This is a genomic window from Plantibacter sp. lyk4-40-MEA-4 (assembly GCF_030209415.1).
Taxonomy (GTDB): Bacteria; Actinomycetota; Actinomycetes; order Actinomycetales; family Microbacteriaceae; genus Plantibacter; species Plantibacter flavus_A.
Window position 1 is genome coordinate 333361 of sequence record NZ_JARVSA010000004.1, and the last position, 23715, is coordinate 357075.

25 protein-coding genes are annotated in these 23715 nt (G+C 69.7%); 9 read left to right on the plus strand and 16 right to left on the minus strand.

Annotation, left to right across the window (positions count from 1 at the left end):
* Window positions 1-35: 35 nt before the first annotated feature.
* The 5 genes from QRN44_RS09610 to rplJ form a co-directional block, all read right to left on the minus strand.
* Window positions 36-1334 carry an MFS transporter gene (locus tag QRN44_RS09610; protein ID WP_285039006.1) on the minus strand — a complete coding sequence of 433 codons (1299 nt, stop codon included), beginning with the start codon at window positions 1332-1334 and terminating at the stop codon, window positions 36-38.
* Window positions 1331-1792 carry a MarR family winged helix-turn-helix transcriptional regulator gene (locus QRN44_RS09615; RefSeq protein ID WP_064294532.1) on the minus strand — a complete coding sequence of 154 codons (462 nt, stop codon included), beginning with the start codon at window positions 1790-1792 and terminating at the stop codon, window positions 1331-1333. Before QRN44_RS09615 ends, QRN44_RS09610 begins: the two co-directional genes overlap by 4 nt.
* A gap of 137 nt (window positions 1793-1929) precedes the next feature.
* The gene (locus QRN44_RS09620; RefSeq protein WP_153303516.1) at window positions 1930-2073 is read right to left on the minus strand and encodes a hypothetical protein; all 144 of its coding nucleotides are present in this window, start codon (window positions 2071-2073) and stop codon (window positions 1930-1932) included.
* Between the two features lie 328 nt (window positions 2074-2401).
* Window positions 2402-2788: a 50S ribosomal protein L7/L12 gene (gene rplL, locus QRN44_RS09625; protein WP_064294533.1), complete on the minus strand. Its 387-nt coding sequence runs from the start codon at window positions 2786-2788 to the stop codon at window positions 2402-2404.
* Window positions 2789-2866: 78 nt separating this feature from the next.
* Window positions 2867-3385: a 50S ribosomal protein L10 gene (rplJ, locus tag QRN44_RS09630; RefSeq protein WP_064294534.1), complete on the minus strand. Its 519-nt coding sequence runs from the start codon at window positions 3383-3385 to the stop codon at window positions 2867-2869.
* A gap of 320 nt (window positions 3386-3705) precedes the next feature.
* Here rplJ and QRN44_RS09635 point away from each other — a divergent pair, with 320 nt between their 5' ends.
* Window positions 3706-4863 (plus strand): AAA family ATPase, encoded by a 1158-nt coding sequence (locus QRN44_RS09635; RefSeq protein ID WP_285039007.1) that lies wholly within the window; start codon window positions 3706-3708, stop codon window positions 4861-4863.
* A 24-nt stretch (window positions 4864-4887) separates the two neighbouring features.
* Here the strand turns inward: QRN44_RS09635 and QRN44_RS09640 are convergent, their stop codons facing one another.
* From QRN44_RS09640 to QRN44_RS09655, 4 genes are all read right to left on the minus strand, one after another.
* On the minus strand, window positions 4888-5298 hold the full coding sequence (locus QRN44_RS09640; protein WP_121289080.1) for a DUF5684 domain-containing protein: 411 nt from the start codon (window positions 5296-5298) through the stop codon (window positions 4888-4890).
* A 101-nt stretch (window positions 5299-5399) separates the two neighbouring features.
* On the minus strand, window positions 5400-6020 hold the full coding sequence (locus QRN44_RS09645) for a phosphoribosylanthranilate isomerase (protein WP_079003250.1): 621 nt from the start codon (window positions 6018-6020) through the stop codon (window positions 5400-5402).
* A 27-nt stretch (window positions 6021-6047) separates the two neighbouring features.
* Window positions 6048-7643 (minus strand): sensor histidine kinase, encoded by a 1596-nt coding sequence (locus QRN44_RS09650; protein WP_285039008.1) that lies wholly within the window; start codon window positions 7641-7643, stop codon window positions 6048-6050.
* On the minus strand, window positions 7640-8398 hold the full coding sequence (locus QRN44_RS09655) for a response regulator transcription factor (RefSeq protein WP_285039009.1): 759 nt from the start codon (window positions 8396-8398) through the stop codon (window positions 7640-7642). Before QRN44_RS09655 ends, QRN44_RS09650 begins: the two co-directional genes overlap by 4 nt.
* Window positions 8399-8633: 235 nt before the next feature.
* Between QRN44_RS09655 and QRN44_RS09660 the strand changes: the two genes are divergently transcribed.
* The 4 genes from QRN44_RS09660 (at window position 8634) to QRN44_RS09675 (ending at window position 13494) form a co-directional block, all read left to right on the plus strand.
* Window positions 8634-10157: an ABC transporter permease gene (locus QRN44_RS09660; RefSeq protein WP_285039010.1), complete on the plus strand. Its 1524-nt coding sequence runs from the start codon at window positions 8634-8636 to the stop codon at window positions 10155-10157.
* Between the two features lie 90 nt (window positions 10158-10247).
* A complete protein-coding gene (locus QRN44_RS09665) occupies window positions 10248-10928 on the plus strand; it encodes an ABC transporter ATP-binding protein (RefSeq protein WP_064294539.1) in 681 nt (226 codons plus the stop codon).
* A 248-nt stretch (window positions 10929-11176) separates the two neighbouring features.
* Entirely contained in the window at window positions 11177-12985 is a 1809-nt protein-coding gene (locus QRN44_RS09670) for an MDR family MFS transporter (RefSeq protein ID WP_502928636.1), read from the plus strand.
* 17 nt (window positions 12986-13002) lie between these two features.
* Complete coding sequence (locus QRN44_RS09675) at window positions 13003-13494, plus strand: MarR family winged helix-turn-helix transcriptional regulator (protein ID WP_158596512.1); 492 nt, start codon at window positions 13003-13005, stop codon at window positions 13492-13494.
* A gap of 75 nt (window positions 13495-13569) precedes the next feature.
* Here the strand turns inward: QRN44_RS09675 and QRN44_RS09680 are convergent, their stop codons facing one another.
* The gene (locus QRN44_RS09680) at window positions 13570-14409 is read right to left on the minus strand and encodes an NAD-dependent epimerase/dehydratase family protein (protein WP_121289074.1); all 840 of its coding nucleotides are present in this window, start codon (window positions 14407-14409) and stop codon (window positions 13570-13572) included.
* 108 nt (window positions 14410-14517) lie between these two features.
* Between QRN44_RS09680 and QRN44_RS09685 the strand changes: the two genes are divergently transcribed.
* Window positions 14518-14778: a thioredoxin domain-containing protein gene (locus QRN44_RS09685; RefSeq protein ID WP_064294542.1), complete on the plus strand. Its 261-nt coding sequence runs from the start codon at window positions 14518-14520 to the stop codon at window positions 14776-14778.
* A 109-nt stretch (window positions 14779-14887) separates the two neighbouring features.
* Here QRN44_RS09685 and QRN44_RS09690 read toward each other — a convergent pair whose 3' ends face one another.
* The 4 genes from QRN44_RS09690 to QRN44_RS09705 are packed head-to-tail and all read right to left on the minus strand — an operon-like array spanning window position 14888 to window position 18886.
* Window positions 14888-15922, minus strand: coding sequence for a sugar phosphate isomerase/epimerase family protein (locus QRN44_RS09690; RefSeq protein ID WP_064294543.1), 1035 nt, complete (start codon window positions 15920-15922; stop codon window positions 14888-14890).
* Window positions 15919-17037: a Gfo/Idh/MocA family protein gene (locus QRN44_RS09695; protein ID WP_285039011.1), complete on the minus strand. Its 1119-nt coding sequence runs from the start codon at window positions 17035-17037 to the stop codon at window positions 15919-15921. Before QRN44_RS09695 ends, QRN44_RS09690 begins: the two co-directional genes overlap by 4 nt.
* Window positions 17034-18143, minus strand: coding sequence for a Gfo/Idh/MocA family protein (locus tag QRN44_RS09700; RefSeq protein WP_121289070.1), 1110 nt, complete (start codon window positions 18141-18143; stop codon window positions 17034-17036). Before QRN44_RS09700 ends, QRN44_RS09695 begins: the two co-directional genes overlap by 4 nt.
* Window positions 18140-18886, minus strand: a complete 747-nt coding sequence (locus QRN44_RS09705; protein ID WP_064294545.1) for a sugar phosphate isomerase/epimerase family protein — start codon at window positions 18884-18886, stop codon at window positions 18140-18142. Before QRN44_RS09705 ends, QRN44_RS09700 begins: the two co-directional genes overlap by 4 nt.
* A 154-nt stretch (window positions 18887-19040) precedes the next feature.
* On the opposite strand from QRN44_RS09705, the gene QRN44_RS09710 reads away from it, so the two are divergent.
* Both QRN44_RS09710 and QRN44_RS09715 read left to right on the plus strand, forming a co-directional pair.
* Window positions 19041-19703 (plus strand): YqaJ viral recombinase family protein, encoded by a 663-nt coding sequence (locus tag QRN44_RS09710; RefSeq protein ID WP_079003253.1) that lies wholly within the window; start codon window positions 19041-19043, stop codon window positions 19701-19703.
* Window positions 19704-19745: 42 nt separating this feature from the next.
* Window positions 19746-20972: an ROK family transcriptional regulator gene (locus QRN44_RS09715; protein ID WP_285039012.1), complete on the plus strand. Its 1227-nt coding sequence runs from the start codon at window positions 19746-19748 to the stop codon at window positions 20970-20972.
* Here the strand turns inward: QRN44_RS09715 and QRN44_RS09720 are convergent.
* Together QRN44_RS09720 and QRN44_RS09725 are read right to left on the minus strand one after the other, a co-directional pair.
* Window positions 20939-21712 (minus strand): DUF998 domain-containing protein, encoded by a 774-nt coding sequence (locus tag QRN44_RS09720; protein WP_167620518.1) that lies wholly within the window; start codon window positions 21710-21712, stop codon window positions 20939-20941. The genes QRN44_RS09715 and QRN44_RS09720 overlap by 34 nt on opposite strands.
* Window positions 21709-22338, minus strand: a complete 630-nt coding sequence (locus QRN44_RS09725; protein WP_064294549.1) for a Pr6Pr family membrane protein — start codon at window positions 22336-22338, stop codon at window positions 21709-21711. The genes QRN44_RS09720 and QRN44_RS09725 overlap by 4 nt, the downstream gene beginning before the upstream one ends.
* A gap of 301 nt (window positions 22339-22639) precedes the next feature.
* Here QRN44_RS09725 and QRN44_RS09730 point away from each other — a divergent pair, with 301 nt between their 5' ends.
* Entirely contained in the window at window positions 22640-23596 is a 957-nt protein-coding gene (locus QRN44_RS09730; RefSeq protein WP_121289064.1) for an NADP-dependent oxidoreductase, read from the plus strand.
* Window positions 23597-23715: the final 119 nt, after the last annotated feature.

A 23715-nucleotide genomic window follows, 5' to 3' on the forward strand; every position in this document is an offset into this window, starting at 1 on the left:
GCGCTCGCGTCGGTGGGGCGCGGTGAGCGGTCGGATCAGCTCGCGTCGGCTGCGGTGATCGCGATGGCCTCGTCGAGCTCGCTCTCCACCGGGCCGTCGACCCGGGCGAGGTGCTTGCGTCCGAGGACCACGATGAGGACCGCGACGATGAGCGAGCCGGCGGCCACATAGTAGGGCGCGGCGGGCGAGATGAGCTTCGCGATCTCCGCGGCGGCCGGTGGCGCGATGGCCCCACCGAGGAACCGCACCGACGAGTAGGCCGAGGATGCGACGTTGCTCGGCAGGTCCGTCGCCTCCATGACCGCCTCGGTCAGCACCGTGTTCATGACGCCGAGCAGCAGCCCGCCGACGACGATGCAGACGATGAGGCCGACGGTGGACTGCACGAGGAGTCCGGCCGCGACGAGGTCGAGTGCCAGCAACGGCAGGACGAGCTTGATCACGGAGGTGCGACGCATCCGGGCCGTGAGCAGCGGTGCGACGAACACGCTCGTGATCGCCAGCGCGACACCCCACCCGAAGAAGGTGAACCCAAGACCCATCGCATCGAGGCCGAGCGGGAACGGCGAGTACGCGAGGAGCGTGAAGAAGCCGATGTTGTAGAACAGTGCGGCTGCCGCGAGGATGCCCAGCGACGGGATCGCCAGCGCCTTGAACGGTGCGGACAGCTTGAGCGGCGCGGGCTTCGGGCCCTCGGTCTTCAACAGGGTGACGATCGCGATGAACCCGACGGCCATGAGCGTCGCGGTGCCGAAGAACGGCCACTTCCAGCCGATGCCGCCGAGGAGACCCCCGAGCAGCGGACCGATCGCGATGCCGAGCCCGAGGGCGGCCTCGTACAGGATGATCGCGTTGGCGCGTCCGCCCGCCGCGGCTCCGACGATGGTGGCGAGTGCCGTCGAGATGAAGAGCGCGTTGCCGAGGCCCCAGCCGGCCCGGAAGCCGATGACGGCACCGACGGAGTCGGAGAGGCCCGCGAGGAGCGCGAACAGGACGACGAGCGCGAGTCCGATGAGGAGCGTGCGCTTGGCACCGATCCGGCTCGACAGCCAGCTCGTGAACAGCATCGCCACGCCGGTGACGAGCAGGTAGCTCGTGAAGAGCATCTCGGCCTGGGTCGGCGTCGCCTGGAGGTCTTCGGCGATCGCGGGCAGGATCGGGTCGACGAGGCCAATGCCCATGAAGGCGATGACGCTCGCGAAGGCGACCGCCCAGACGGCCTTCGGCTGGTGCAGGATGCCGCCGAGGCCGGCACTGTGGCCTGCGGCGTGGCCGTGGCTCGACGCTGTGGGGGTGGGCGTGGAGGACGTGTGTGCGCTGGTGTCGGCGCTCATGCCGTCAGCTCCGAGGCGACCTCGACGGCCACGCGGGCCTGGATGATCTCGACGGTCCTGGCGATCGCGGCGAGGTCGTCGTCCTCGAGGTCGGTGAAAGCCGGCTCCAGGGCGTCGGTGAGCTCGTCGCGCCAGGCGAGGAGAGCGGCCGTCCCCTTGGGGGCGATGGCGATGAGCCACGCGCGGTGGTCGTCGACGTCGGCGATCCGCTTGATCCAGTCGCGCTCGTCGAGGCTCTGCACGAGCTTGGTCATCGTGGGTTGGGACACCCGGCTCTGGCGGGCCAGTTCGCCGACCCGGACGGGGCCGACCGTGGTGAGCACGGAGAGCGTGCGCCAGACGGCGGGCGATTCGGAGGATCCGGTGGCCTGGGCGGCAAGGCGGGTGAGCCGGTGCGATGCCGTGATGAGGTCGCCGAGGATGGTGTGCAGGGGTGAATGCGTACGGTTCTCGGTCATGATGTGACCAGTATACATAGCCTGGCTATGCATATCCACCCGGCCCGTCCCCGACTCAGGAGTTCGTCGGCGTGGCGGGCCTCAATGGCCGCGGCACGCCGAGCCACTCCTGAGTTGGGGCCGGGGGGCAAACCAGGTCAGCGCATCCAGGTGGTGAAGGACTGGCTGACCCGCGGATCGGGCGGGTGGGCGTCGCTCGCCCGCTCCGACTCGGTGAAGGCGGATGCGAGCTGGGCTCGGATCCAGGTGATGGTTGCACGCCAGCGTGCGTGGGTGTTCATGGTGGTGGGTTCTCCCGATTCGGGCACCGCACCGACAGCCCACGCTCACCGGGAGCGGAACGACGACGCGGATGCCTGCGTGAACCGTCGACGAACGTCGTCGACGGGGTGCAGAGCATCCGCGTGCATGGAGGGGCGCGACGAATCGCAGGCCCCCCGGTTAATCGACGGAGGGCACCGCTCCCGAACGAATCGGGGGCGATGCCCTCCGATCACGGATGTCTCTGCCGAGTGCACACAGCACTCGTCTCAGGAAGATCCGCGATCGTCAGCGGCGACCGACCGGAGTCGGTCGCCAGCCCAGTGGTTGTCCCCCGTAGGGGACCGACTACTTGAGCGTGACGGTGGCGCCGGCAGCCTCGAGGGCTTCCTTCGCCTTGTCAGCGGCTTCCTTGTTGGCGCCTTCGAGGACGGCAGCCGGAGCGCCGTCGACGAGAGCCTTGGCCTCGCCGAGGCCGAGCGAGGTGAGCTCGCGGACCGTCTTGATGACCTGGATCTTCTTGTCGCCAGCAGCCTCGAGGATGACGTCGAAGTCGGACTTCTCCTCGACCTCTTCAGCAGCAGCGCCGCCGGCAGCAGCCGGGCCGGCAACGGCGACGGGAGCAGCAGCGGTGACCTCGAAGGTCTCCTCGAACAGCTTGACGAACTCGCTGAGCTCGATGAGCGTGAGCTCCTTGAACGCGTTGATCAGTTCTTCGTTTGACAGCTTTGCCATGATTGTTCTCCTTGTTTCATGCCCTGCAACCGCATCACGCGGCGCACAGGTACGGGGTTGATGGTTCGCGGAACCGAATTACTCGGCCGCGGACTCCTGCTTCTCGCGCAGCGCCTCGACCGTGCGAACGGCCTTCGAGAGCGGTGCGTTGAAGAGGTAGGCAGCTCCGAACAGCGAGGCCTTGACGGCGCCGGCGAGCTTCGCCAGCAGCACTTCACGGGACTCGAGGTCGGCGAGCTTGCGCACCTCGTCAGCGGTCAGCGGGTTACCGTCGAAGTAACCGCCCTTGACCACGAGGAGAGGGTTTGCCTTGGCGAAGTCACGAAGAGCCTTCGCGACGGTGACCGGGTCACCGTGCACGAATGCGATCGCGGACGGACCGGCGAGCTCGTCGTCGAACGACGAGATGCCGGCGTTGTTCGCCGCGATCTTGGTCAGCGTGTTCTTCACCACGGCGTAGGTTGCGTCCGCACTGATGCTCTTGCGCAGGGTCTTGAGCTGAGCAACAGTGAGGCCGCGGTACTCGGTCAGCAGAACGGCGGTCGAGCTCTGGAACTTCTCCGTGAGTTCGGCAACCGAGGCTTCCTTGTTCGCCATGGCCACTCCTTTTCGAATCTTGAATGCATGCAGCGGAGGCCGCACACACCAACCGCCGGACCGGTGAAGGATTCGGGCATGAAAAAAGCTCCGGCGCAAGCGCACGGAGCTGGGGAGAGGCGAGCCTCGATCAGATCTTCATACACCTGCGCTGGACGTCTCGTCACGAGAACCTTCGACTGTCTCGTTTGCACGCGACAGTGACCGGCGGTCTTTGGTTTCCACAACCATAACACACCCCCGACCCCGCTCCGACAGGCGTGCTCCGGGCGCTCACGACCGCCCGCCCGGATGTCCGAGGCGACCGGCACCATGGAGCCATGATCCAGACGCTCGCCATCTCCGGCTACCGGTCCATCCGAGACACCGTGCTGCCGCTGCACGGCCTCGACGTCGTGACCGGCGCGAACGGCACCGGCAAGTCCAACCTCTACCGGGCACTCCGACTCCTCGCGAGTGCGGGCGACGGCGATGTCGTCGGATCACTCGCCCGCGACGGCGGGCTCTCCTCGACGCTCTGGGCCGGCCCCGAACACGTGAGTCACGCCATGGTCGACGGCTCCGTCCCGGTCCAGGGCACGCGCCGCTCGGGGCCGATCAGCCTGCGACTCGGGTTCGCGACGGACACGCTGGGGTATCTCATCGACCTCGGGATCCCGCAGCCGTCCACGACCCTGTTCGGCCGCGACCCCGAGATCAAGCGGGAGCAGATCTTCGCCGGCGCACTGGCCAAACCGAGCAGCCTGCTCGTCGACCGGCACGGTCCGGCGGTCCGGGTCCGCGACGGGTCGTGGCGTCCGATCGGCCGAACGCTCGGCACCTCGGAGAGCATCCTCACCGAGTTCTCGGACGCCGACGCGACGCCCGAGGTCCTCCGCATGCGCGGCCAGGTGCGCGGCTGGCGGTTCTACGACCAGTTCCGGACCGACCGCGAGGCCCCGGCACGTGCGCCGCAGGTCGGCACGCGGACGCCCGTGCTCGGACACGACGGTGCCGACCTCGCCGCCGCGGTGCAGACGATCATCGAATCCGGCGCCCGGGACCGCCTCGACGCCGCCGTCGACGACGCGTTCCCCGGCAGCGTGCTGCGCGTGCGTGCCGACGACGGGGTGTTCCGGCTGGAGCTCGAACAGCCCGGCATGCTCCGTCCGCTCTCGGCCGGCGAGCTGTCCGACGGCACGCTCCGCTACCTGTTGCTCGTCGCGGCACTCCTGACCCCTCGCCCGCCCGAGCTCATGGTGCTGAACGAGCCGGAGACGAGCCTGCACGGCGACCTCCTCCCGCAGCTCGCTCGGCTCATCACCGCGGCGAGCGCCGACACGCAGCTCGTGGTCGTCTCCCACGCCCGCCCACTCATCGAGGCCATGCTCGAAGCCGGCGAGGTGCATGAGCACCGGCTGGTGAAGCGACTCGGCGAGACGACCGTCGAGGATCAGGGCCTGCTGTCGACGCCCCCGTGGACCTGGCCGTCGCGGTGAGCGTCCGGCCCAGGTGACCGCCGGCTAGGCGCGGTCGACCTGCTTGCCCAGGTAGCGGTCCGAGCCGTAGCTGAGGATGAAGAAGCCGATCAGCTGGAACAGGATGAGCCCGAAGATCCGGAACACCGTGCTCTTGTCGAACTGCTTGCCGATGTGCCAACCGACGATCCAGCCGAACACGATGTTCACGAGCGGGATGAAGTAGAGGATGGTCGCCGCGCCCGTGAAGCCGGCGAGTTTGACGACGACGTACCAGTTGTAGATCGGGATGATCGCGGTCCAGCCGGAGCGGCCCGACTTCTCGAACATGCCCCACACGGAGGCGACGAACAGGGCGTAGCCGATGATGCCGCCGAAGACGTTGGCGGGGGCGTTCATGAACTCGATGGCGGCCCGACCGTTGTCGTCCGCGGCGAGCAGGATGGTGTCGAACACGGTGGTGGCGCTCCTTGTCGTCGTCGCGGTCGGCCGACCGCCTCATCCGACGAATGTAGCGTGCGGGTCACACCGCGGACCAGCGGGTGTCCCGCTGACGCTCAGACCGCCCGGGCGGTGCGGGCGGCGTGCACGAACGACCGGATGAGCTCCGGTGATTTCACCCCGCGCGAGGACTCGACCCCGCTGGACACGTCGACCCCCCAGGGGCGGAGCTCGGCGACGAGGCCCTGGACGTTCTCCGGCGTGAGCCCTCCGGCGAGGATCCAGGTGCGGGTGGGTGGGTTCGCCACCAGGGCGATCGTGTCGAAGGTCTTCCCGGCTCCCGGGTCCGGTGCGTCGAGCAGCAGCAGCTCTTCGGCGTAGGCGGCGCGCTCGGCGGCGTTCTCGGAGGCGTAGCGCACCGCCGAGGTCGCCCGGAGCGTCCGCCACCCCATGGCCTGCAGCTCGTGGAACGCCTCGGGTGGTTCGTCGCCGTGGAGCTGGACGGCCTGCACCCCCGCAGCACCGGCGATCCGTGAGACCTCCTCGACCGACTGGCGCCGGAAGACGCCGACCGTCAGCACCGACTCTGGGACGTCGGCGAGCAGCGAGGCGACCCGTTCGGGCTCGACGGTCCGGGGCGACCCCGGCGCGAACACGAAGCCGATCGCGTCGACTCCGGCGTCCACCGCCGCAGCGACGTCGGACGCCTCGGACAGACCGCACACCTTCACCCACATGGGGACCACGCTACCCGGCCGCACGGATCACTCCGCCGACGGGACGAGGACGTCCGGGGTGGCGACGGCCGGTAGCTCGACGCGGAACACCGTCCGTCCTGGTGCGCTCTCGCATCGGACGGTGCCGTGGTGCGCGGTCACGACGGCGTGCACGATCGCGAGCCCGAGGCCGGTGCTCCCCGTGGCGCGTGAGCGGGAGTCGTCACCGCGGACGAAGCGCTCGAAGAGGTTGGGTTGCAGCGTAGGGTCAATGCCGGGACCGTCGTCCGACACGGTCAGCACGGCGATCTCGCCCGCAGGACCGCTCTCGACCGCCAGCCCCGTCCGCACGATCGTCCCGGCGGGCGTGTGGGTCCGCGCGTTCGCCAGCAGGTTCACGATCACCTGTTGCAGCCGGGACGCGTCTCCCGTGACGAGGACGGGCTCCTCGGGGAAGTCCAGTTCGAACACGTGGTCCGGGCCGGCGACATGGGCGTCGCCGACGGTGTGGATGACGAGTTCGGTGAGGTCGACGGGGCGCTTCGCGAGTTCGCGTCCCTCGTCCAACCGCGCCAGCAGCAGCAGGTCCTCGACGATCGTGGTCATGCGACCGGCCTCGGAGCGGATCCGGCCGAGGGAGTGGGTGACGTCCTCCGGCAGCGCGTCCGACTTCCGCGCGGCGAGTTCCGAGTATCCGGCGATGGAAGCCAGCGGGGTCCGGAGCTCGTGGCTCGCGTCCGAGACGAACCGGCGCACCTTGTTCTCGCTCGCCTGCCGGGCGTTCAGTGCGGACGAGACGTGCCCGAGCATGCGGTTGATCGCCGATCCGACGCGTCCGACCTCGGTCCGCGGGTCGGTGTCGGACTCCGGTACCCGGACGGCGAGCGCCACCTCACCGCGGTCGAGGGGAAGCTCGGCGACGACCGCGGCCGTCGCGACGACGCGGTCGAGCGGGCGGAGCGAGTACCGCACGATCGCGAACGCCGCCAGTCCGGCGAGCAACAGGACCACGACGCTCATGATCGCGATGAGGGTGACGAGCTGCATGACCGTCGACGCGACCTCGGCGAGCGGAAGCCCGATGATCCTCGTCGCGCCGCTCGCGTCGGTGACGGCGACGACGCGGTAGTCGCCGAGGTGCTCCCCGAGGTTGATGGTCGACGGTCGGTCACCGGCCGACACCGTGAGGATCATGGCGTCCTGGCTCTCGGTGCACGGGACCGTGCTGCCGTCGGCGCTGAGGTATCCGGCGTTGACGATGGTGCCGTCGACGACGATCGCCCCGAGTGCGCCGGGCCCGAGGCCCGGAGCGCCGATGAAGGCGGGCGGCTCACGCGTGCCCGAACCACCGCCGTAGCCGTCGGGGATGCCGGAGTCCGGCAGGGATTCCGGTGCGGGGAGCTGGCCGTTGCGGCCGTAGTCGACGATCCGCTCGGCGGCCTTCGTGAGCTGGTTGTCGACGCCCTCGGTGAGGAGGCCGCTCACCGCGACCGCGCTCGCGACGCCGACGATGGCGCTGCCGAGGGCGAGGAGGCCGACGACGACGACCATGAGGCGTCGACGGAGCGTCCACGGAGCGCGCTTGGGGCGGGTGGAGTCGACGGTCGTCGCTGTCGGGTCGGTGACGGGAGGTCTCGTGGTCACGAACCGACCGTCGGGATCTTCAACATGTAGCCGGCACCGCGCACGGTGTGGATCATGGGCTCGCGCCCGGCGTCGATCTTCTTGCGGAGATAGGAGATGTAGATCTCGACGACGCTCGCACGACCGCCGAAGTCGTAGCTCCACACCCGGTCGAGGATCTGGGCCTTGCTCAGCACCCGGCGCGGGTTCCGCATGAGGAACCGCAGCAGCTCGAACTCGGTCGCGGTGAGCTCGATGGGTTCGCCGTCGCGCATCACCTCGTGGCTGTCCTCGTTGAGCACGAGGTCGCCGACCACGATGTCCGGGCCGGACTCGTCGGCGGCCAGCAGGGTCGACCGGCGGATGAGCCCGCGCAGCCGCGCGACGACCTCTTCGAGACTGAAGGGCTTCGTCACGTAGTCGTCGCCGCCGGCGGTGAGGCCGGCGATGCGATCGTCGAGCGAGTCCTTGGCGGTGAGGAACAGCACGGGGACGTCGCTCCCCGAGGTCCGCAGGCGGTTCAGCACCTGCAGTCCGTCCAGGTCGGGCAGCATGATGTCGAGCACGATGGCGTCCGGTCGGAAGTCGCGGGCGATCGTGAGGGCCTCACGGCCGTCGGCGGCGGTCCGGATCTCCCAGCCCTCGTAGCGCAGGGCCATCTGCAGGAGGTCCGTGAGCGTCGCCTCGTCGTCGACGACGAGCACACGGACGGCGGTGCCGTCGGCCCGTTTGAGTGCGCTTCGCGCGGCACCGGGCGCCTGGGTCGGGATGTTCACGCGTTCAGTATTCGCCTCCGCCCTATGAGCTGTCTATGAACCGGCCAGACGGATGCTGTGCCCTCCCCGAGCCGGCGGAGCGCCCGCAGCGGCCTGGGCCGATTCATAGCGTCACCGAGGCGCAGGCCAAGCGAGCCTCCGTAGCGTCCGGTCCAAGTCATCCGCGACGTGCGGATCGTCGGCGTCGCGCAACGGGGACGCCGGCACGTGCACCAGAGCAGAAGGAAACGCAGACATGTTCGGAACCTATCTCCGGCGGGAACTCGTCGGTCGCCGCAAACAGACCATCATCATCGCCATCGGGATGGCGCTCGCCATCGCCCTCGTGATCATCGTCAACTCGGTCGCCGCCGGCGTGAAGACGGCGCAGGCGTCGGTGCTGGAATCCGTCTACGGGGTCGGAACGGACATCACGGTGAGTCAGGCGGCCGAGGCGCCGACGGACGGCGGCGGCCCCGGCCAGAACTTCGACTTCGGCTCGGGCGACGGGTCGACGAGTGACGGGACGACGACCGTCAACCAGTCGCGGTTGGAGGCGGCGCGTGGCACGTCGACCTTCGACGCGACGGCCCTCGGCACGGTCACCGACGTCGCCAACGTCGAGGCCGCCGCAGCCACCCTGTCGCTCACGAACACGACCTTCACGGGCGAGCTGCCCGACTTCTCGCAGGCACAGGGGTCCGACGGGGCGGCAGGCGTCCCGGGCGGTGACGCGAGCGGCGCGACCCCGCCGCAGGGTGGTCCGGACGGCGCAGGCGGGAGTTCCTTCGGCGTCGACTCCTTCACGGTCCTCGGTCTCGACCCCTCGGGCGACGCCGTGGGTCCGCTCTCGGCCGTCTCCCTCAGCGACGGTCGCTCGCTCGCAGCCGACGACGCGGGCACGGACGTCGCCGTCCTCGACGCCTCCTACGCCACCGAGGCGGGGATCGCCACCGGCGACACGATCGACATCGCGGGCACCACGTTCAGCGTGGTCGGCACGGTGACCGCCTCCGGGGCCGACTCGACGTCCGCATCGAACGTCTACATCCCCCTCGACGTCGCGCAGTCCCTCGCCGGGCTCGACGGCCAGGTCAGCGACCTGTACGTGCAGGCCGCCTCGTCGACCGACATCACGCAGGTGCAGACGGACATCGAGGCGGCACTGCCCGACGCGACCGTGAGCACCCAGGAGGACCTCGCGTCCACCGTGTCCGGCTCGCTCGCCTCGGCGTCGACGCTGGTGTCGAACCTCGGCACCTGGCTGTCGCTCATCGTGCTCGCCGCCGCGTTCCTCATCGCGATCCTCTTCACGATCTCCGGCGTCACGCGCCGGACCCGCGAGTTCGGCACGCTCAAGGCGATCGGCTGGAGCGACCGGCGCATCGTCGGCCAGGTCGCGGGTGAGTCCGTCGTCCAGTCGCTCATCGGCGGCGCCGTCGGTGTCGCGGTCGGCCTCATCGGCATCCTCGTGGTGAACCTCGTCGCTCCGACCCTCAGTGCAGCGGCGACGACATCCGCCGGCGGCGGACTCGGCGGCCCCGGCGGTGCCGCGGGCATGCCGTCGGATGCGGCGGCGGGAGCGGCCGGTGGGTTCGGCGGTGCCCCGGGCGCTGCGGCCGCGACCACCACCGACATCGTCCTCCAGGCTCCCGTGACCGCGTGGATCATCGTCATCGCCGTCGGGATCGCCATCCTCGGCGGGCTGCTCGCCGGTGCGATCGGCGGGTGGCGCGCCTCACGACTGCGCCCGGCCGAGGCACTCCGCTCCGTCGCCTAGACGACGCACCAGACGCCGCCGGGTGGCGGTCTCCCCCGCGACCACCCGGCGGTCCGACTTCTCACTCCGACCAGCAGAACGAAGGACCCCATGTACACGATCACCGGCCTCACCAAGCAGTACCGCCAGGCGAAGCGCTCCGTCACGGCGCTCGACGGCGTCGACCTCGAGATCCCCGATGGACAGCTCGTCGCCATCCAGGGCCCGACCGGCGGCGGCAAGTCGACGCTCCTCCAGATGCTCGGCGCGCTGGACCGACCGACCGCCGGCAGCATCTCCCTCGCCGGCGACGACCTCTCGACGCTCAGCGAGACGAAGCTCGGCAGGATCCGCGCCACGGAGATCGGCTTCGTGTTCCAGGGGTTCAACCTCATCCCGACGCTCACGGCACAGGAGAACGTCGAGATGGCCCTGGTCCCGATCGGCACCCCACGGGCCGAACGCGAGACCAGGGCTCGCGCGGCGCTCGCGTCCGTCGGACTCGCCGAGCGGGGTTCACACCTCCCCGCCGAGCTGTCCGGCGGGCAGCAGCAGCGGGTCGCGATCGCCCGTGCGCTCGTCAAGGAGCCCGAGGTGCTGCTCGCCGACGAACCGACCGGCAACCTCGACGAGGAGACCCGCGACGAGATCATGGACCTCCTCGAGGGCCTGTGGCGGGACCGCGGGCTCACGGTCGTGGTGGTGACGCACGACACCGCGGTCGCCAAGCGCGCCGAGCGTCGTCTGCACATCGCGAACGGGAAGCTCAAGGACGTCACGACTCGGCGCTGACCGGCGCCTCGGCAGGCTCGGGGAGCGGCCTCCACCCGCTCCCCGAGCCGCCCCGCCCCGGCCCCGAGCCACCCCGCCCCGGTCCCCGAGCCGCCCCGCCCCGGTCCCTGAGCCGCCCCGCCCCGGTCCCTGAGCCTGTCGAAGGGCCACGGGAATACGCCGTCACCGTGATTGGTTGACACTGATCAACTACTTCTCATATAGTTGCCGCATATCAACTAGCTGACGTCATCACGATCGCGGAGCCCATGTCACACACCACCTCAACACCCGCCACGCCCGCTCGCGCGGACAACGGCATGACGCATCGCCAGGTGCTCGAGGCCCTCTCCGGCCTCCTCCTCGGCATGTTCGTGTCGATCCTCGCCGGCACCGTCGTCTCGGCCTCCCTCCCCCGGATCATCGCCGACCTGAACGGCGACCAGACGGCCTTCACCTGGGTCGTCACGGCCACCCTCCTCGCCACCACCGTCTCGACGCCCATCTGGGGCAAGTTCGCCGACCTTTTCAACCGCAAGCTGCTCATCCAGCTGGCGCTCGGGATCTTCGTCCTCGGCTCGGCGCTCGCGGGCTTCTCGCAGGACACCGGCACGCTCATCGGCTTCCGCGTCCTGCAGGGCCTCGGCGCCGGTGGTCTCACGGCGCTCAGCCAGATCATCATGGCCGACATCATCAGCCCGCGTGAGCGTGGCCGGTACATGGGCCTCTTCGGTGCGGTCATGGCGGTCGGCACGGTCGGCGGCCCGCTCTTCGGCGGCCTCCTCACCGACTCGCTCGGCTGGCGCTGGAACTTCTTCGTCGGCGTCCCCTTCGCGATCGCCGCGATCTTCCTCCTGCAGCGCACGCTCCACCTCCCGAAGCGGAACGTCGGCAAGGTCAAGATCGACTACCTGGGCGCCGCCCTCATCGCCGGCGGCGTCTCGCTGCTGCTCATCTGGGTCACCCTGGCCGGGACGCAGTTCGAGTGGGCGAGCTTCACGACGCTCGTCATGGTGGGCATCTCCGTCCTCCTGCTCGCCGCGGCGGTCATCGTCGAGATCAAGGTCGACGAGCCGATCATCCCGATGTCGCTGTTCAAGAACCGCACCTTCACCCTCGCGGTCGTCGCGAGCATCTCGGTGGGTGTGGCGATGTTCGGCACCTCGGTGTTCCTCAGCCAGTACATGCAGCTGGCGCGTGGAGCGACCCCGACGGAGTCGGGCCTGCTGACGCTCCCGATGATCGGCGGCCTCCTGATCGCCTCCATCGTGGTCGGGCAGTTCATCTCGCGCTTCGGCCACTGGAAGCCGTACCTCATCGTCGGCTCGATCCTCCTCACCGTCGGCCTGTTCCTCATGAGCACGATCCACTACGACACGAACTACGTGCTCGTCTCCGTGTACATGTTCATCCTCGGCGCCGGCGTCGGCATGGTGATGCAGAACCTCGTGCTCGTGGTCCAGAACGACGTCCTGCCGCAGCAGCTGGGTACGGCGAGCGCGGGTGTCGCGTTCTTCCGCAGCCTCGGTGGCACGATCGGCGTCTCGGTCATGGGCTCCGTGCTCGCGACGAAGGTCACCGACATGCTGGCCGACCGCCAGGCCGACCTGCAGGCGGCCATCGTCGCCCTCGGGGCACCCGGCGCCAAGATCGCCGAGACGCTCTCGAGCGGCACGATCCCGAAGGTGAGCACGCTGCCCGAGTCGGTGCGGACCATCATCGAATCCGTCTACGGTGACGCGGTGGCCGACATCTTCCTCGTCGCCGCACCACTCGCGATCCTGACGATCATCGCCGTGATCTTCCTCCCGAACAAGAAGCTCGGGTCGAAGAACGCCGTGCAGCGCATGGCCGAGCAGCGTTCCGGGGAGCCCGCCCTCGTCGGCGCGGCCACCGGGTCCGTCACGACGGCCACCGCGTCCACGTCGACCCAGTCGTTCGCGACCGGTGCGCTCGACGTGGCCGAGGCCATGATCGGTGGCGAGGCGGACAGCCGACTCGAGCGAGGACGGGACGAGACCGCCGACACCGACGGCGGCACGGAGACCGAGGCACACAGCCCCCGCCACGGCCGCTAGTCCGTACAATGCGAACGATGTCCATCGATCACGACGCCCAGGCCGGGCCGGCCGCTGCCGACGACGCAGCGGCCGGCACCGCGCACGACCTCGCGATCGGTGCCGTGGAGGAGCAGTTCGCGCTCCTCGTCAACCGCATCCGCAACGGTATCCGCGACCGCGCCGAGCGGATCTCCCCCGGACTCCAGCCGGCCGGCTACAAGTTGCTCAGCATGGTCTCGCGCTCCGGAGCGATCCGCGCCGGCGCCCTGGCCGAGATGCTCGCGACGGACAAGAGCGCGGTGAGCCGCCTCATCCACCAATTGGAGACGCTCGGCCTCGTCACGAGGACGCCGGACCCCGAGGACGGCCGTGCGAGCCTCGTCGTCGCGACCGCCGAGGGCGAGCGCCGGATGGAGTCGACACGGGCCAACGACCAGGCGATGCTCTACCAGCAGCTGTCGTCCTGGGACGAGGCCGAGGTGCGGCGGCTCGCCGAACTCCTCGCGAAGCTCAACGGCGCCCTCTGAAGTCCCTTTCTCAGGAGTCCGCCGGAGCGCCTGGCTCGCGAGCGGGCGACGCGCCGAGGAACTCCTGAGAACGGGTCAGCGCCAGCTGTGCTTCGGGTCGTACCCGAGGACCTCGCGGGCGTGGTCGATCGAGAGCAGGGTGCCGTTGCCGGCGATGTCGCCGGTGACGGGGACGTCCGGGAAGACCTCTGCGACGAGCTCGACGTTGTCGCGCGACATGACCGTGTCGGCCGCCGCGATGATGAACCGGTCGAACCCCGTGGCCTGGTGCTCGAGCGCGAGTCGCACGGCCTGGGCGCCGTCGCGGCCGTCGATGTAGCCCCAGAGGTTCCACTTGCGGAGGGTGGCGTCGGCATCGAACGAAGGGAACGCCGCGTAGTCGGCCTCGTCCATCACGTTGGAGAACCGGAGGGCGATGATCTTGAGCTCGGGGTGCCACCGCGTGAGCTCGATCGCCAGCTGCTCCTCGAGGTGCTTCGACAGCGAGTAGGTCGACTCGGGTCGGGCGGCGTAGGCCTCATCGACGGGGATGTAGGGGGGCGGGGTGTCGAACGGCAGCCCGAGCACGGTCTCGCTCGACGCCGTGACGATGTTCGTGATGCCGGCCTTGATGGCGGCGTTGAACACGTTGTAGGTGCTGAGGATGTTGTTCTGGAAGGTCGCGGTGTTCGTCGAGAGCCCCGGCGCAGGGATGGCGCTCAGGTGGACGACCGCGTCGAACCCGTCCGGCGCCTGCTCGTCGACACCGGTGAGGGCGTCGAACACCTGCCCCGCGTCACGCAGGTCGATGCGGACGAAGCCGTCACCGCGCTCTCCTGCCTGGTCGAGGTTGATCACCAGGTGACCGTGTTCCCGAAGATGGCCGACCACTGTTCGCCCGAGCTTGCCCGAGCCTCCCGTCACTGCGATTCTCATGACGCCATCCTGGTCCATCCGACGAGGAATGGGTGGGCGATTGACAACTCACCCAGGAACCGGCGGTCGCGGCGGAATGGCGGACCGCCGGGTCGCGTTGGAGGAGATGTGAAGCTCACCCTGTACACCTCCGCGTTCTGCGCCCCCTGCATGCAGGCTCGCGCCGTCCTGGCCGAGGTCCCGGCACTCGTGGCAGGAGCCGTCGTCGAGGAGCGCGACGTCGCCTTCCGTTCGGCGGAGGCGGAGGCCGACGGCATCCGTTCCACCCCGACGGTCATCATCACGGCCGACGACGGCACCGAGGTGTTCCGCGCGACCGGGGCACCCACGCTCAACCAGGTGCTCGTGGCGGCGGCGAAGGCGTTGTAGCCCTTCGACAGGCTCAGGGACCGGAGAAGCGACTCAGAGACCGGGGAAGCGACTCAGGAACCGCCCTTCGACAGGCTCAGGGACCGGGGAAGCGGTTCAGGGACCGGGGCTACTGGGTGCTGAACGCCGCGTCGAAGGACTGCTCGGGCAACTTCCAGAGCAGGTTCCGGATGTACCCGACGGCCTCCTCGGCTCCGTGCAGGCGGTCCATGCCGGCGTCCTCCCACTCGATGGAGATCGGCCCGGCGTAGCCGATGCTCGAGAGGGCACGGAAGGCGTCCTCCCACGGCACGTCGCCGTGACCGGTCGACACGAAGTCCCAGCCGCGTCGCGGGTCGCCCCAGGGCAGGTGCGAGCCGACGATGCCGGCGTGACCGGTAGCCGGCCGGATCCGGGTGTCCTTGCAGTCGACGTGGTAGATCCGGTTCGCGAACTCGACGATGAACCCCACCGGGTCGACGCCCTGCCACATCATGTGCGACGGGTCCCAGTTGAAACCGAACGCCGGGCGGTGGTCGATCGCCTCGAGGGTGCGGACACTCGTCCAGTAGTCGTACGCGATCTCGGACGGGTGCACCTCGTGGGCGAAGCGGACCCCTTCGGCGTCGAAGACGTCGAGGATCGGGTTCCAGCGGGTGGCGAAGTCCTCGTACCCGGCGTCGATGACGGAGGCCGGTACCGGCGGGAACATCGCGGAGTACTGCCAGATCTTCGACCCGGTGAAGCCGACGACCGTGTCGACGCCCAGCTTGCGGGCGACCCGCGCGGAGCGCTTCATGTCCTCGGCCGCGCGCTGACGTACCCCCTCCGCGTCGCCGTCGCCCCAGGTGTAGTCGCGGACGATCGCCTGGTGGCGGAAGTCGATCGGGTCGTCGCACACGGCCTGGCCGGTGAGGTGGTTCGAGATCGCGAAGACCTCGAGACCGTGCCGGTCGAGGATGTCGAGGCGGGACTGCAGGTAGGCGTCGTCCTCATCCGCGCGCTTGAGGTCGAGGTGGTCGCCCGAGGCCGCGATCTCGAGGCCGTCATAGCCCCAGGAGGCGGCGAGGCGGGCGACCTCCTCGAAGGGGAGATCCGCCCACTGTCCGGTGAACAGGGTCACCGGGAGGCGGCTCGCGTACTGCTTGTCGGTGGTGTCGGTCATGCGGTGATCCTCTGCTCGTCGTCGGTGGAGGTGGCGATCGCTTCCCAGCGACCGGTGTCGGCCGCGTCCAGGACGGCCTCGGTGATGCGCGCGGTTCGGAGTCCGTCCGCGAAGACGGGCAGACCGTCCGGCGACTGTCCGGCCATCGCCGCGTAGCTGTCGGCCACGAAGGCGTTGAACGCGTCCTGGTAGCCCATCGGGTGCCCCGAGGGGACGATGGACAGGCGTGCGGCGTCCGGGTGCAACTGGTCGGCGTCGCGAGGCAGCACCTGCGTCCCCGACCGACGGCCGAGCCAGAGCGTCTCCGGCGCTTCCTGGTCGAAACCGATGCTGAGCTCGGTACCGGCGACCTCGAGATGCAGTCGGTTCTTCCGACCGGGCGCGACCTGCGAGACGAGCAGCGTGCCGATGGCGCCGCCCTCGAGCCGGATGACGACCGCGGCCGCGTCCTCGGTCGTGACCTCCGGGGTGTTCGCGCGTTCGGCGAAGAAGGTGCGGACCGTCGAACTCAGCTCGGTGATGTGCGCGCCGGTGATGAATTCCAGAAGGTCGACGAGGTGGGAACCGATGTCGGCGAAGGCGCGCGAACGACCCCCGGCCGCCGCGTCGACCCGCCAGTTGTCGTCGGCCTGCGCGAGCAGCCAGTCCTGGAGGTACGACCCGCTGATCGTGAGCAGGGTCCCGAGGTCGCCCGCGGCGACACGCGCGCGGGCCTCCCGGACGAGCGGGTGGAAGCGGTAGACGAACGGCACCGTGCCGACGACACCGGCCTCGGCTGCGGCGGTGACGAGACGCTCGGCGGTCGCGGCGTCGGTCGCGAGGGGTTTCTCACAGACGACGTGCTTGCCGGCCGCGATGGCCGCGAGTGCCTGCTCGGCGTGGAGCGCGTTCGGCGTGCACACGTGCACCACGTCGACCGAGGGGTCGGCCAGCAGCTCGTCGAGCGAGCCGTACCCGCGCTCGAACCCGAGGCTCGCGGCGACCTCCCGCGAGCGCTCGGGCGTCGAGGCGACGACACCGACCAGCCGGGCACCCGCCGCGCGGGCCGCCCGGCTGTGGACGGTGGCCATGAAGCCACCGCCCACCACCGCGATACCGGGACCGGCCACGGTCATGCTCCGAAGGTGCCGTCCGCCGGCGTCCACGACTCGGGGAGCGCAGGAGCGAGCTCCACGGTACTGACGACGTCGACCGAGGTGCGGCTCAGGCCCGACTCGGCCGTCGAGACCATGACGTCGAGCACGTGGTAGGCGAGCTCACCGGAGGCACGCTCGGGACGACCGGCGCGGATCGCCTGCGCGAGCTCGACCACACCGGTTCCGCGGCCCTGCGTCGGACCGGTCGACGGGATCGCCTCGGGCTCCTCGCCACCGCCGTAGACGAGCAGGTCGCCCTCGAAGGTGTTCGGGTCGGGGACGACGAGCGTGCCGGTCGAGCCGGCGACCTCGAACTGCGTGCGACCGAGCTTGGAGTCGAAGCTGAAGACGCTCTGCGCGAGCTGGCCGCTCTCGAACTCGAAGAGGGCGCTCACGTGCGTCGGCACCGTCACATCGAACGACTCACCCGCGCGCGGGCCGGATCCGATCGTCCGCTGCGGGAAGGCCTGTGAGGCGAGCGCGGTGACGCGGGCGATCGGCCCGAACAGCTGCACGAGCGCCGTGATGTAGTACGGGCCGATGTCGAAGAGCGGACCGGCGCCGTCCTGGAACAGGAAGTCGGGGTTCGGGTGCCACGACTCCGGGCCGGGGCTCTGCATGAGGGTCAGCGCGGTGAGGGGCTGACCGATGCCACCGGCCTCGACGAGTCGGCGGGCGGACTGGATGCCGGCGCCGAGGAAGGTGTCCGGAGCCGTGGCGACGCGGAGCCCCTTCTCCTTCGCGGCGGCCAGCAGGGCCTGCCCGCTCTCACGGTCGAGCGCGAAGGGCTTCTCGCTCCACACGTGCTTGCCGGCGTCGAGGATCTGCATGGCGACCTCGACGTGGACCTTCGGGATGGTCAGGTTGACGACGATCTCGATCTCGGGGTCGGCCAGGAGTTCGGCGACCGAGCCGTGGCCGGGCACACCGTACTTTTCGGCCTGCGTCTTCGCCCGCTCGAGGTCGAGGTCCGCGACGAACCGGACGTCGAGGTCGGGGAAGGTGACCAGGTTGCCGAGGTACTGGTCACTGATGACGCCGGCGCCGATGAGGCCGACACCGACCGTTCCGGTGCTGTTGCTCATGCCTGGACTCCGTTCGTGGTGAGGTAGGTGAAGCTCTGCTCGAGCCCCTGGAAGATGTCGCCGTCGAACGCGTCGAACTCGACGACGCGCAGGGCCTGCGGTGCCGCGGCGAGGATGTCGAGAACCGGGACGACCCCGGCACCCGCGGGCAGCTGCTTCAGCGTGTCGCGGGAGGCGTCACCGTCCTTGACGTGGATGAAGCGCACGCGATCACCGATCGCGCCGAGGACGTCGACCGCGCGGCGTCCGCCGACCTCGACCCAGTAGGTGTCGACCTCGAACACGACGGCCGGGTCGGTGAGTGCGGCGAGGTGCTCGAGCGGGCTGGTGCCCGCGACGTCGCCCTCGAGCTCCCACCAGTGGTTGTGGTATCCCACCTGGACCCCGTGACCGGCGGCGACAGCCGCCGCGGCGTTCAGCTCGTCGGCGATCGACGCGACCGTCTCTGCCGTGGCGAAGCGCTCTTCGGCGATGGCGGGGTCGATGAGGACCTGTACGCCCTGCTCAGCAGCGGCGCCGAAGGCCGCCGACAGGTCGATGCCCTCGGCGATGACCTTGCCGTGCGCGCTCGGGGTGGCGAGGCCGGCATCGTGGATGTCCTGCAGGCTGACGCCGGGACCGAAGCCGAACGGCTCGGCCTGACGGAAGCCGATCTCGGTCAGGCGCTGCAGCGCTGCGGCACGATCCGCGGTGAGCGGCTCCCGTACCGAGTAGAGCTGGACAGAGAGTTGGGAAGTCGACACGATGCTCCTCAATGATGATGGTGTCAGGCAGCCGCTGCTGCGAGATCCAGGCTAACCACACTTCTGTCGGTGGTCAAACAAAAGTCTCCCGCCGGTCGCCACTCCCCCGGCGACGAATACCGCAGGAGTCGGAAACGTGGGGGACAATGGAGAGGTGAACTCAGCTCTGCTCTCCCGGATCGTCGCTGATTCCAGCGACCGCATCTCGTGGCTGCGGGCTCGTTCGCGCGGGATCACCGCGACCGACGTCGCCACCCTCTCGACCCCGGCCTCGATCCAGCGGGCGGCCGACGCGAAGCTCGGCGGGACGGGCTTCTCCGGCAACGCCTTCACCGACCACGGGCGCGCCCGCGAGCCCGAGATCGCCCGGTGGGTCGCCGCGACGCACGGGATCAACCCCTCGTCGGCGCTGTTCCGGGCCGAGGTCGAACACCGCCACCTCGCCACCCCCGACGGCATCGCCGTGACCGAGCGCGGGGCCGTCGTGCTCGCGGAGATCAAGACCACGACGAAGTCCTGGCGCTCGATCCCCCGCAACTACCTGCGTCAGGTGTGGTGGCAGCAGTACGTGATCGGCGCGGAGCGGACGCTCGTGGTCTGGGAGGAGCACAAGGACTTCGTCCCCGTCGACGACGAACCGCTCTGTCGGTGGGTCGAGCGCGACGACGCCGAGATCGCGAAGCTGGTCGGCCTCGCGAACGCGCTCATCGACGAGCTGTACCACCGCACCAATCCAGCCGCCCGGCGCCCGGTCCTCCCGGAGCCCGCGCCCGTCGCTCGGCCGCTCCGGGAACCCCTGGTGAGCCTCGACTTCTGACGACAAGTCGACAGAAGTCGACCGAGGTGGTTGACTGTGGCCATGACCGAGCCGCTGCGCCCCTCCCCCGGAGCACCGGGCGCCGGCGACCTCTTCCAACTCTTCCGCGGCGGTGAGGCGCGCACGAAGTCCGAGTTGTGCGCCCTGACCGGTCTGGCCCGCTCCACCGTCTCCCTCCGCATCGACGCCCTCGTTGCAGCGGACCTACTCCGTCCCGCTGGAGAGGCAGCCTCCTCGGGTGGTCGCCCGCCCGCACGGATCGCGTTCAACCCGCTCGCGCGCGTCGTCGTCGCCGTCGACCTGGGGGCGACGCACGGGACGGTGGCCGTCACCGACCTGGCCGGAGCGATCCTCGCGACGAGCCGCGCGGAGCTGCAGATCGCCGCAGGACCCGAGCCCGTCCTCGACTGGGTGGTCGAAGCGGCGTCGGCCCTGCTGGCCGCTCCGCAGACGTGGGCCACACCCCAGCCGGTCGCTCCCCCGGTCATCGGGATCGGGATCGGCCTGCCGGGACCGGTCGAGCACTCCACCGGACGGCCGACCAACCCGCCGATCATGCCGGGCTGGGACCGCTTCGACGTCCCCGCCTACATCCGACGGACCATCGACGTCCCGGTCCTCGTCGACAACGACGTCAACGTCCTCGCCCTCGGGGAGCACGCGATCTCCTGGCCGGACACCGACGACCTCGTCTACGTGAAGGTGTCCACGGGGATCGGTGCCGGCATCATCGCGGGTGGCGAACTGCAGCGCGGGGCACTCGGTGCGGCCGGCGACATCGGGCATGTGCAGGTCCCCGTCGGACGGGACTCCCCGCGCGCAGCCGACGACGACCGCGACCTCGAGGCCATCGCGAGCGGGCCGGCGATCGCCACCGAGCTCCGCGCCCACGGGATCGACGCCATGAGCAGTCGCGACGTCGCAGCGCTCATCCGCGCGGGCGACCGGACGGCCATCGAGACCACCCGGCAGGCCGGCCGGGAGATCGGTGAGGTGCTCAGTGTCGTGGTGAACCTCCTGAACCCCTCGGTGATCGTGCTCGGTGGGACGATGACGCGTGCCGGCGAACATCTCCTCACCGGCGTCCGCGAAGTGGTCTACCGTCGATCGATGCCGCTCGCCACCGGGCACCTCGGCATCGTCACCTCGACGGCCGGCGAGGAGGCCGGGGTCTTGGGAGCGGCGATCATGGTGCTGCGCGACGCCCTGTCCGCACCCGCGATCGACGCGATGACTCAGCCTCGGGCGCTCGACGCCGCATCGACCTGACGCGCGTCCTCCACTGTGGAACCAGGGCGTCCGTCGTCGTCCGCCTTCCCGACGGCGAGCACCTCCGCCAGGCCGTATCCGACGAGCCAGAACAGGGCGATCGTCATCGCCGCGAACTCCAACCAGCTCCCGACCTGCTGCCCGACCTCGGCGAGCGAGAGGAGGCCGCCGAGCCCCGCGATCACCGCGACGGCTGACCCCGCGAACCAGGACAGCCGCCGGACGGCGCGCAACCGCGATCCGAGGGCCGACCCGATCATCGCCAGGCAGGCGAGCGCGAAGCCCAGCACCGCGAAGGAGATGTGCACCGCGTCCTGGAGCGTGAACAGCGGGTTCGACGGGATCGGGCACTCGTAGGTACAGGTCACCCGGGACGCCACGAGGAAGCACAGGCTCGACAGTCCGACGAGCAGCCAGGGGACGAGCAGCAGTCCGACCCTCGTGCGGCGCTGACCGGGCTCGCGGGACGGCAGGACTCGCTGCAGCGCTCCGGCGATGCTGAGACCACCGATCGCGACCATGAGCAGCGCCGCGTTGAAGACCGGAGCCGTCACCTCGCCGGTGGCGCCGAGGCCGCTCACGTAGCTGTTCTTACCGAGACTGAGACGCGCGGCCCAGATCATGACCGTGGCGACCACGACGAGCACGCCACCGATGATCGCGAACGCGAGGGCGACGGACCGGCGACGGCGGACCGCCGAGGAGCGAGGGACCCGCTGGTCCGATGTGGCTCCCGTCATCCGCGGATGAGCCTGGTCCGGCTCAACGCGATGACGGCGCAGCCCATCAGGCCGATGAACCCGGCGATGGCGATCATGTAGACGACGACGGCGCCCCAGCCGCCGGGCTGAGCCGGGTTGAGGAACGGGTACGGGTACCAGCCGACGATCGATCCGCGGATCATCGTGTAGACGGTCCAGACGAGCGGGAACGCGATGATCGCCCACACCTGACGCCATTCCAGGCGGGACTTGCCGGGCGTCACGATCCAGACGAGCACCAGGTAGATCGGTGCGATGAGGTGCAGCACCTCGTTCGACCAGCCGAGGGTGTGCCCCTGGTCGAGGGCGATGCCGCGGAGCAGCAGATTGTAGACGACGCCGGTGGTCGCCATGTAGGTCACGACGCAGCCGAGGACGAGGTTGTACCAGGCCGGATCGCGTCGCAGCCGGAAGCAGTACCCGGCGCCGACCAACAGGACGATCGCACTCAGCGCGTTCGACAGGATCGTGAAGTAGCTGAAGAAGTTGACGAAGAAGTCGTCGGGCGCATCACCGAAGGACAGGGTGTAGACGAACTGGCCGACGATGGCGGCGATGATCACCCCACCCGCGATGATCCTGATGACTCCGAACAGTGCGCGCATTGCGCCACTGTATCGGAAGCACGCTCCCGACGATCGGGCGACAGCCGGGCAGCCGTGTCCCCCGAAGAGAGGGAATCGTTTCCAGCCAATTGACACCCCCGTAACAGCGCCGACTCATTCGACGGCTTTGATGAGAACAGAGCCGGACCACGCACCGGAGCGAGACTCGTCGCCGAGCCGACCTCCGCCGGGTGGAGCTTTCGGGGGATGAACGACGAAGGAGTACTCGATGCGTCAAGGAGTCGGACACTCCTGGTCTCTGGCGACAACCGCGGACGCGGTGAAGCCGGCACCGGAGACCATGCGAGCCGCGGTGATCGACGCCGTCGGCAGCCCTGAGGTCCTCCGGATGGAGACCGTACCGACACCGCGTCCGGTCATGGCGGAGTTCCTCGTGAAGGTCGTCGCGGCCGGCGTGAACCCGGTCGACGCCAAGACCCGCGCGGGCCGGGGCGTCTCCTCAGCCATCACGACGATGCCGGCCGTCCTCGGGTACGACTTCAGCGGCATCGTGGTCGAGTCGCCCTTCGCTGCGGCCGGCCTGCTGCCCGGCGACGAGGTCTACGGCATGACGAGTTTCCCGCGGACGGGCGGCAGCTATGCCGAGTACGTCACGGTGTCCTCCCTGAGCCTGACGCGGAAGCCGACGACCCTGTCGCACGTCGAGGCAGCCGGGGTCCCCCTCGCCGCACTGACCGCGTGGGGCATGGTCGTCGACGTCGCGAAGGCGCACGAGGGGCAGCGCATCCTCATCCACGCCGGGAGCGGCGGTGTCGGGCACTTCGCCGTGCAGTTCGCCACCTACTTCGGCGCACGGGTGATCGCCACCGGCTCCGGTCGGAACGTCGGTTGGCTGCGCGAACTCGGCGCCCATCAGGCGGTCGACCACGAGTTGCACCGGTTCGAGGACGTCGTCGACCAGGTCGACGTCGTGATCGACCTCGTGGGCAACACCGTGGAGGACACGGGGTCGCGTTCCCTGCGGGTCCTCCGCCCGGGCGGGCTCATCATCAATGCGCCGACCGGTTCCTGGCCGACACTCGAGGAGGAGGCCCGGGCCGCGGGCGTCCGCGCGACGCGGTTCACCGTGGCACCCGACGGTGCCACGCTCGACACCATCAGTCGGCTGCTGGAGTCCGGGGACGTCCGGGTGTTCGTCGACCAGGTGTTCGACCTCGACGCCGTCCGGCAGGCCCACGTGCTCCTCGAGGGCGGGCACTCACGCGGCAAGATCGTCCTCAAGGTCGCCGACGGCTAGGCTGCCGCCCTTCGACCAGCTCAGGGACCGGTTGGGTGCGCTCAGGGAGCGGTTGGGGGGCGCGCGGGGAGCGGCCACGGGACCCCGCCCCACCCCGGTCACTGAGCCCCACCCCGGTC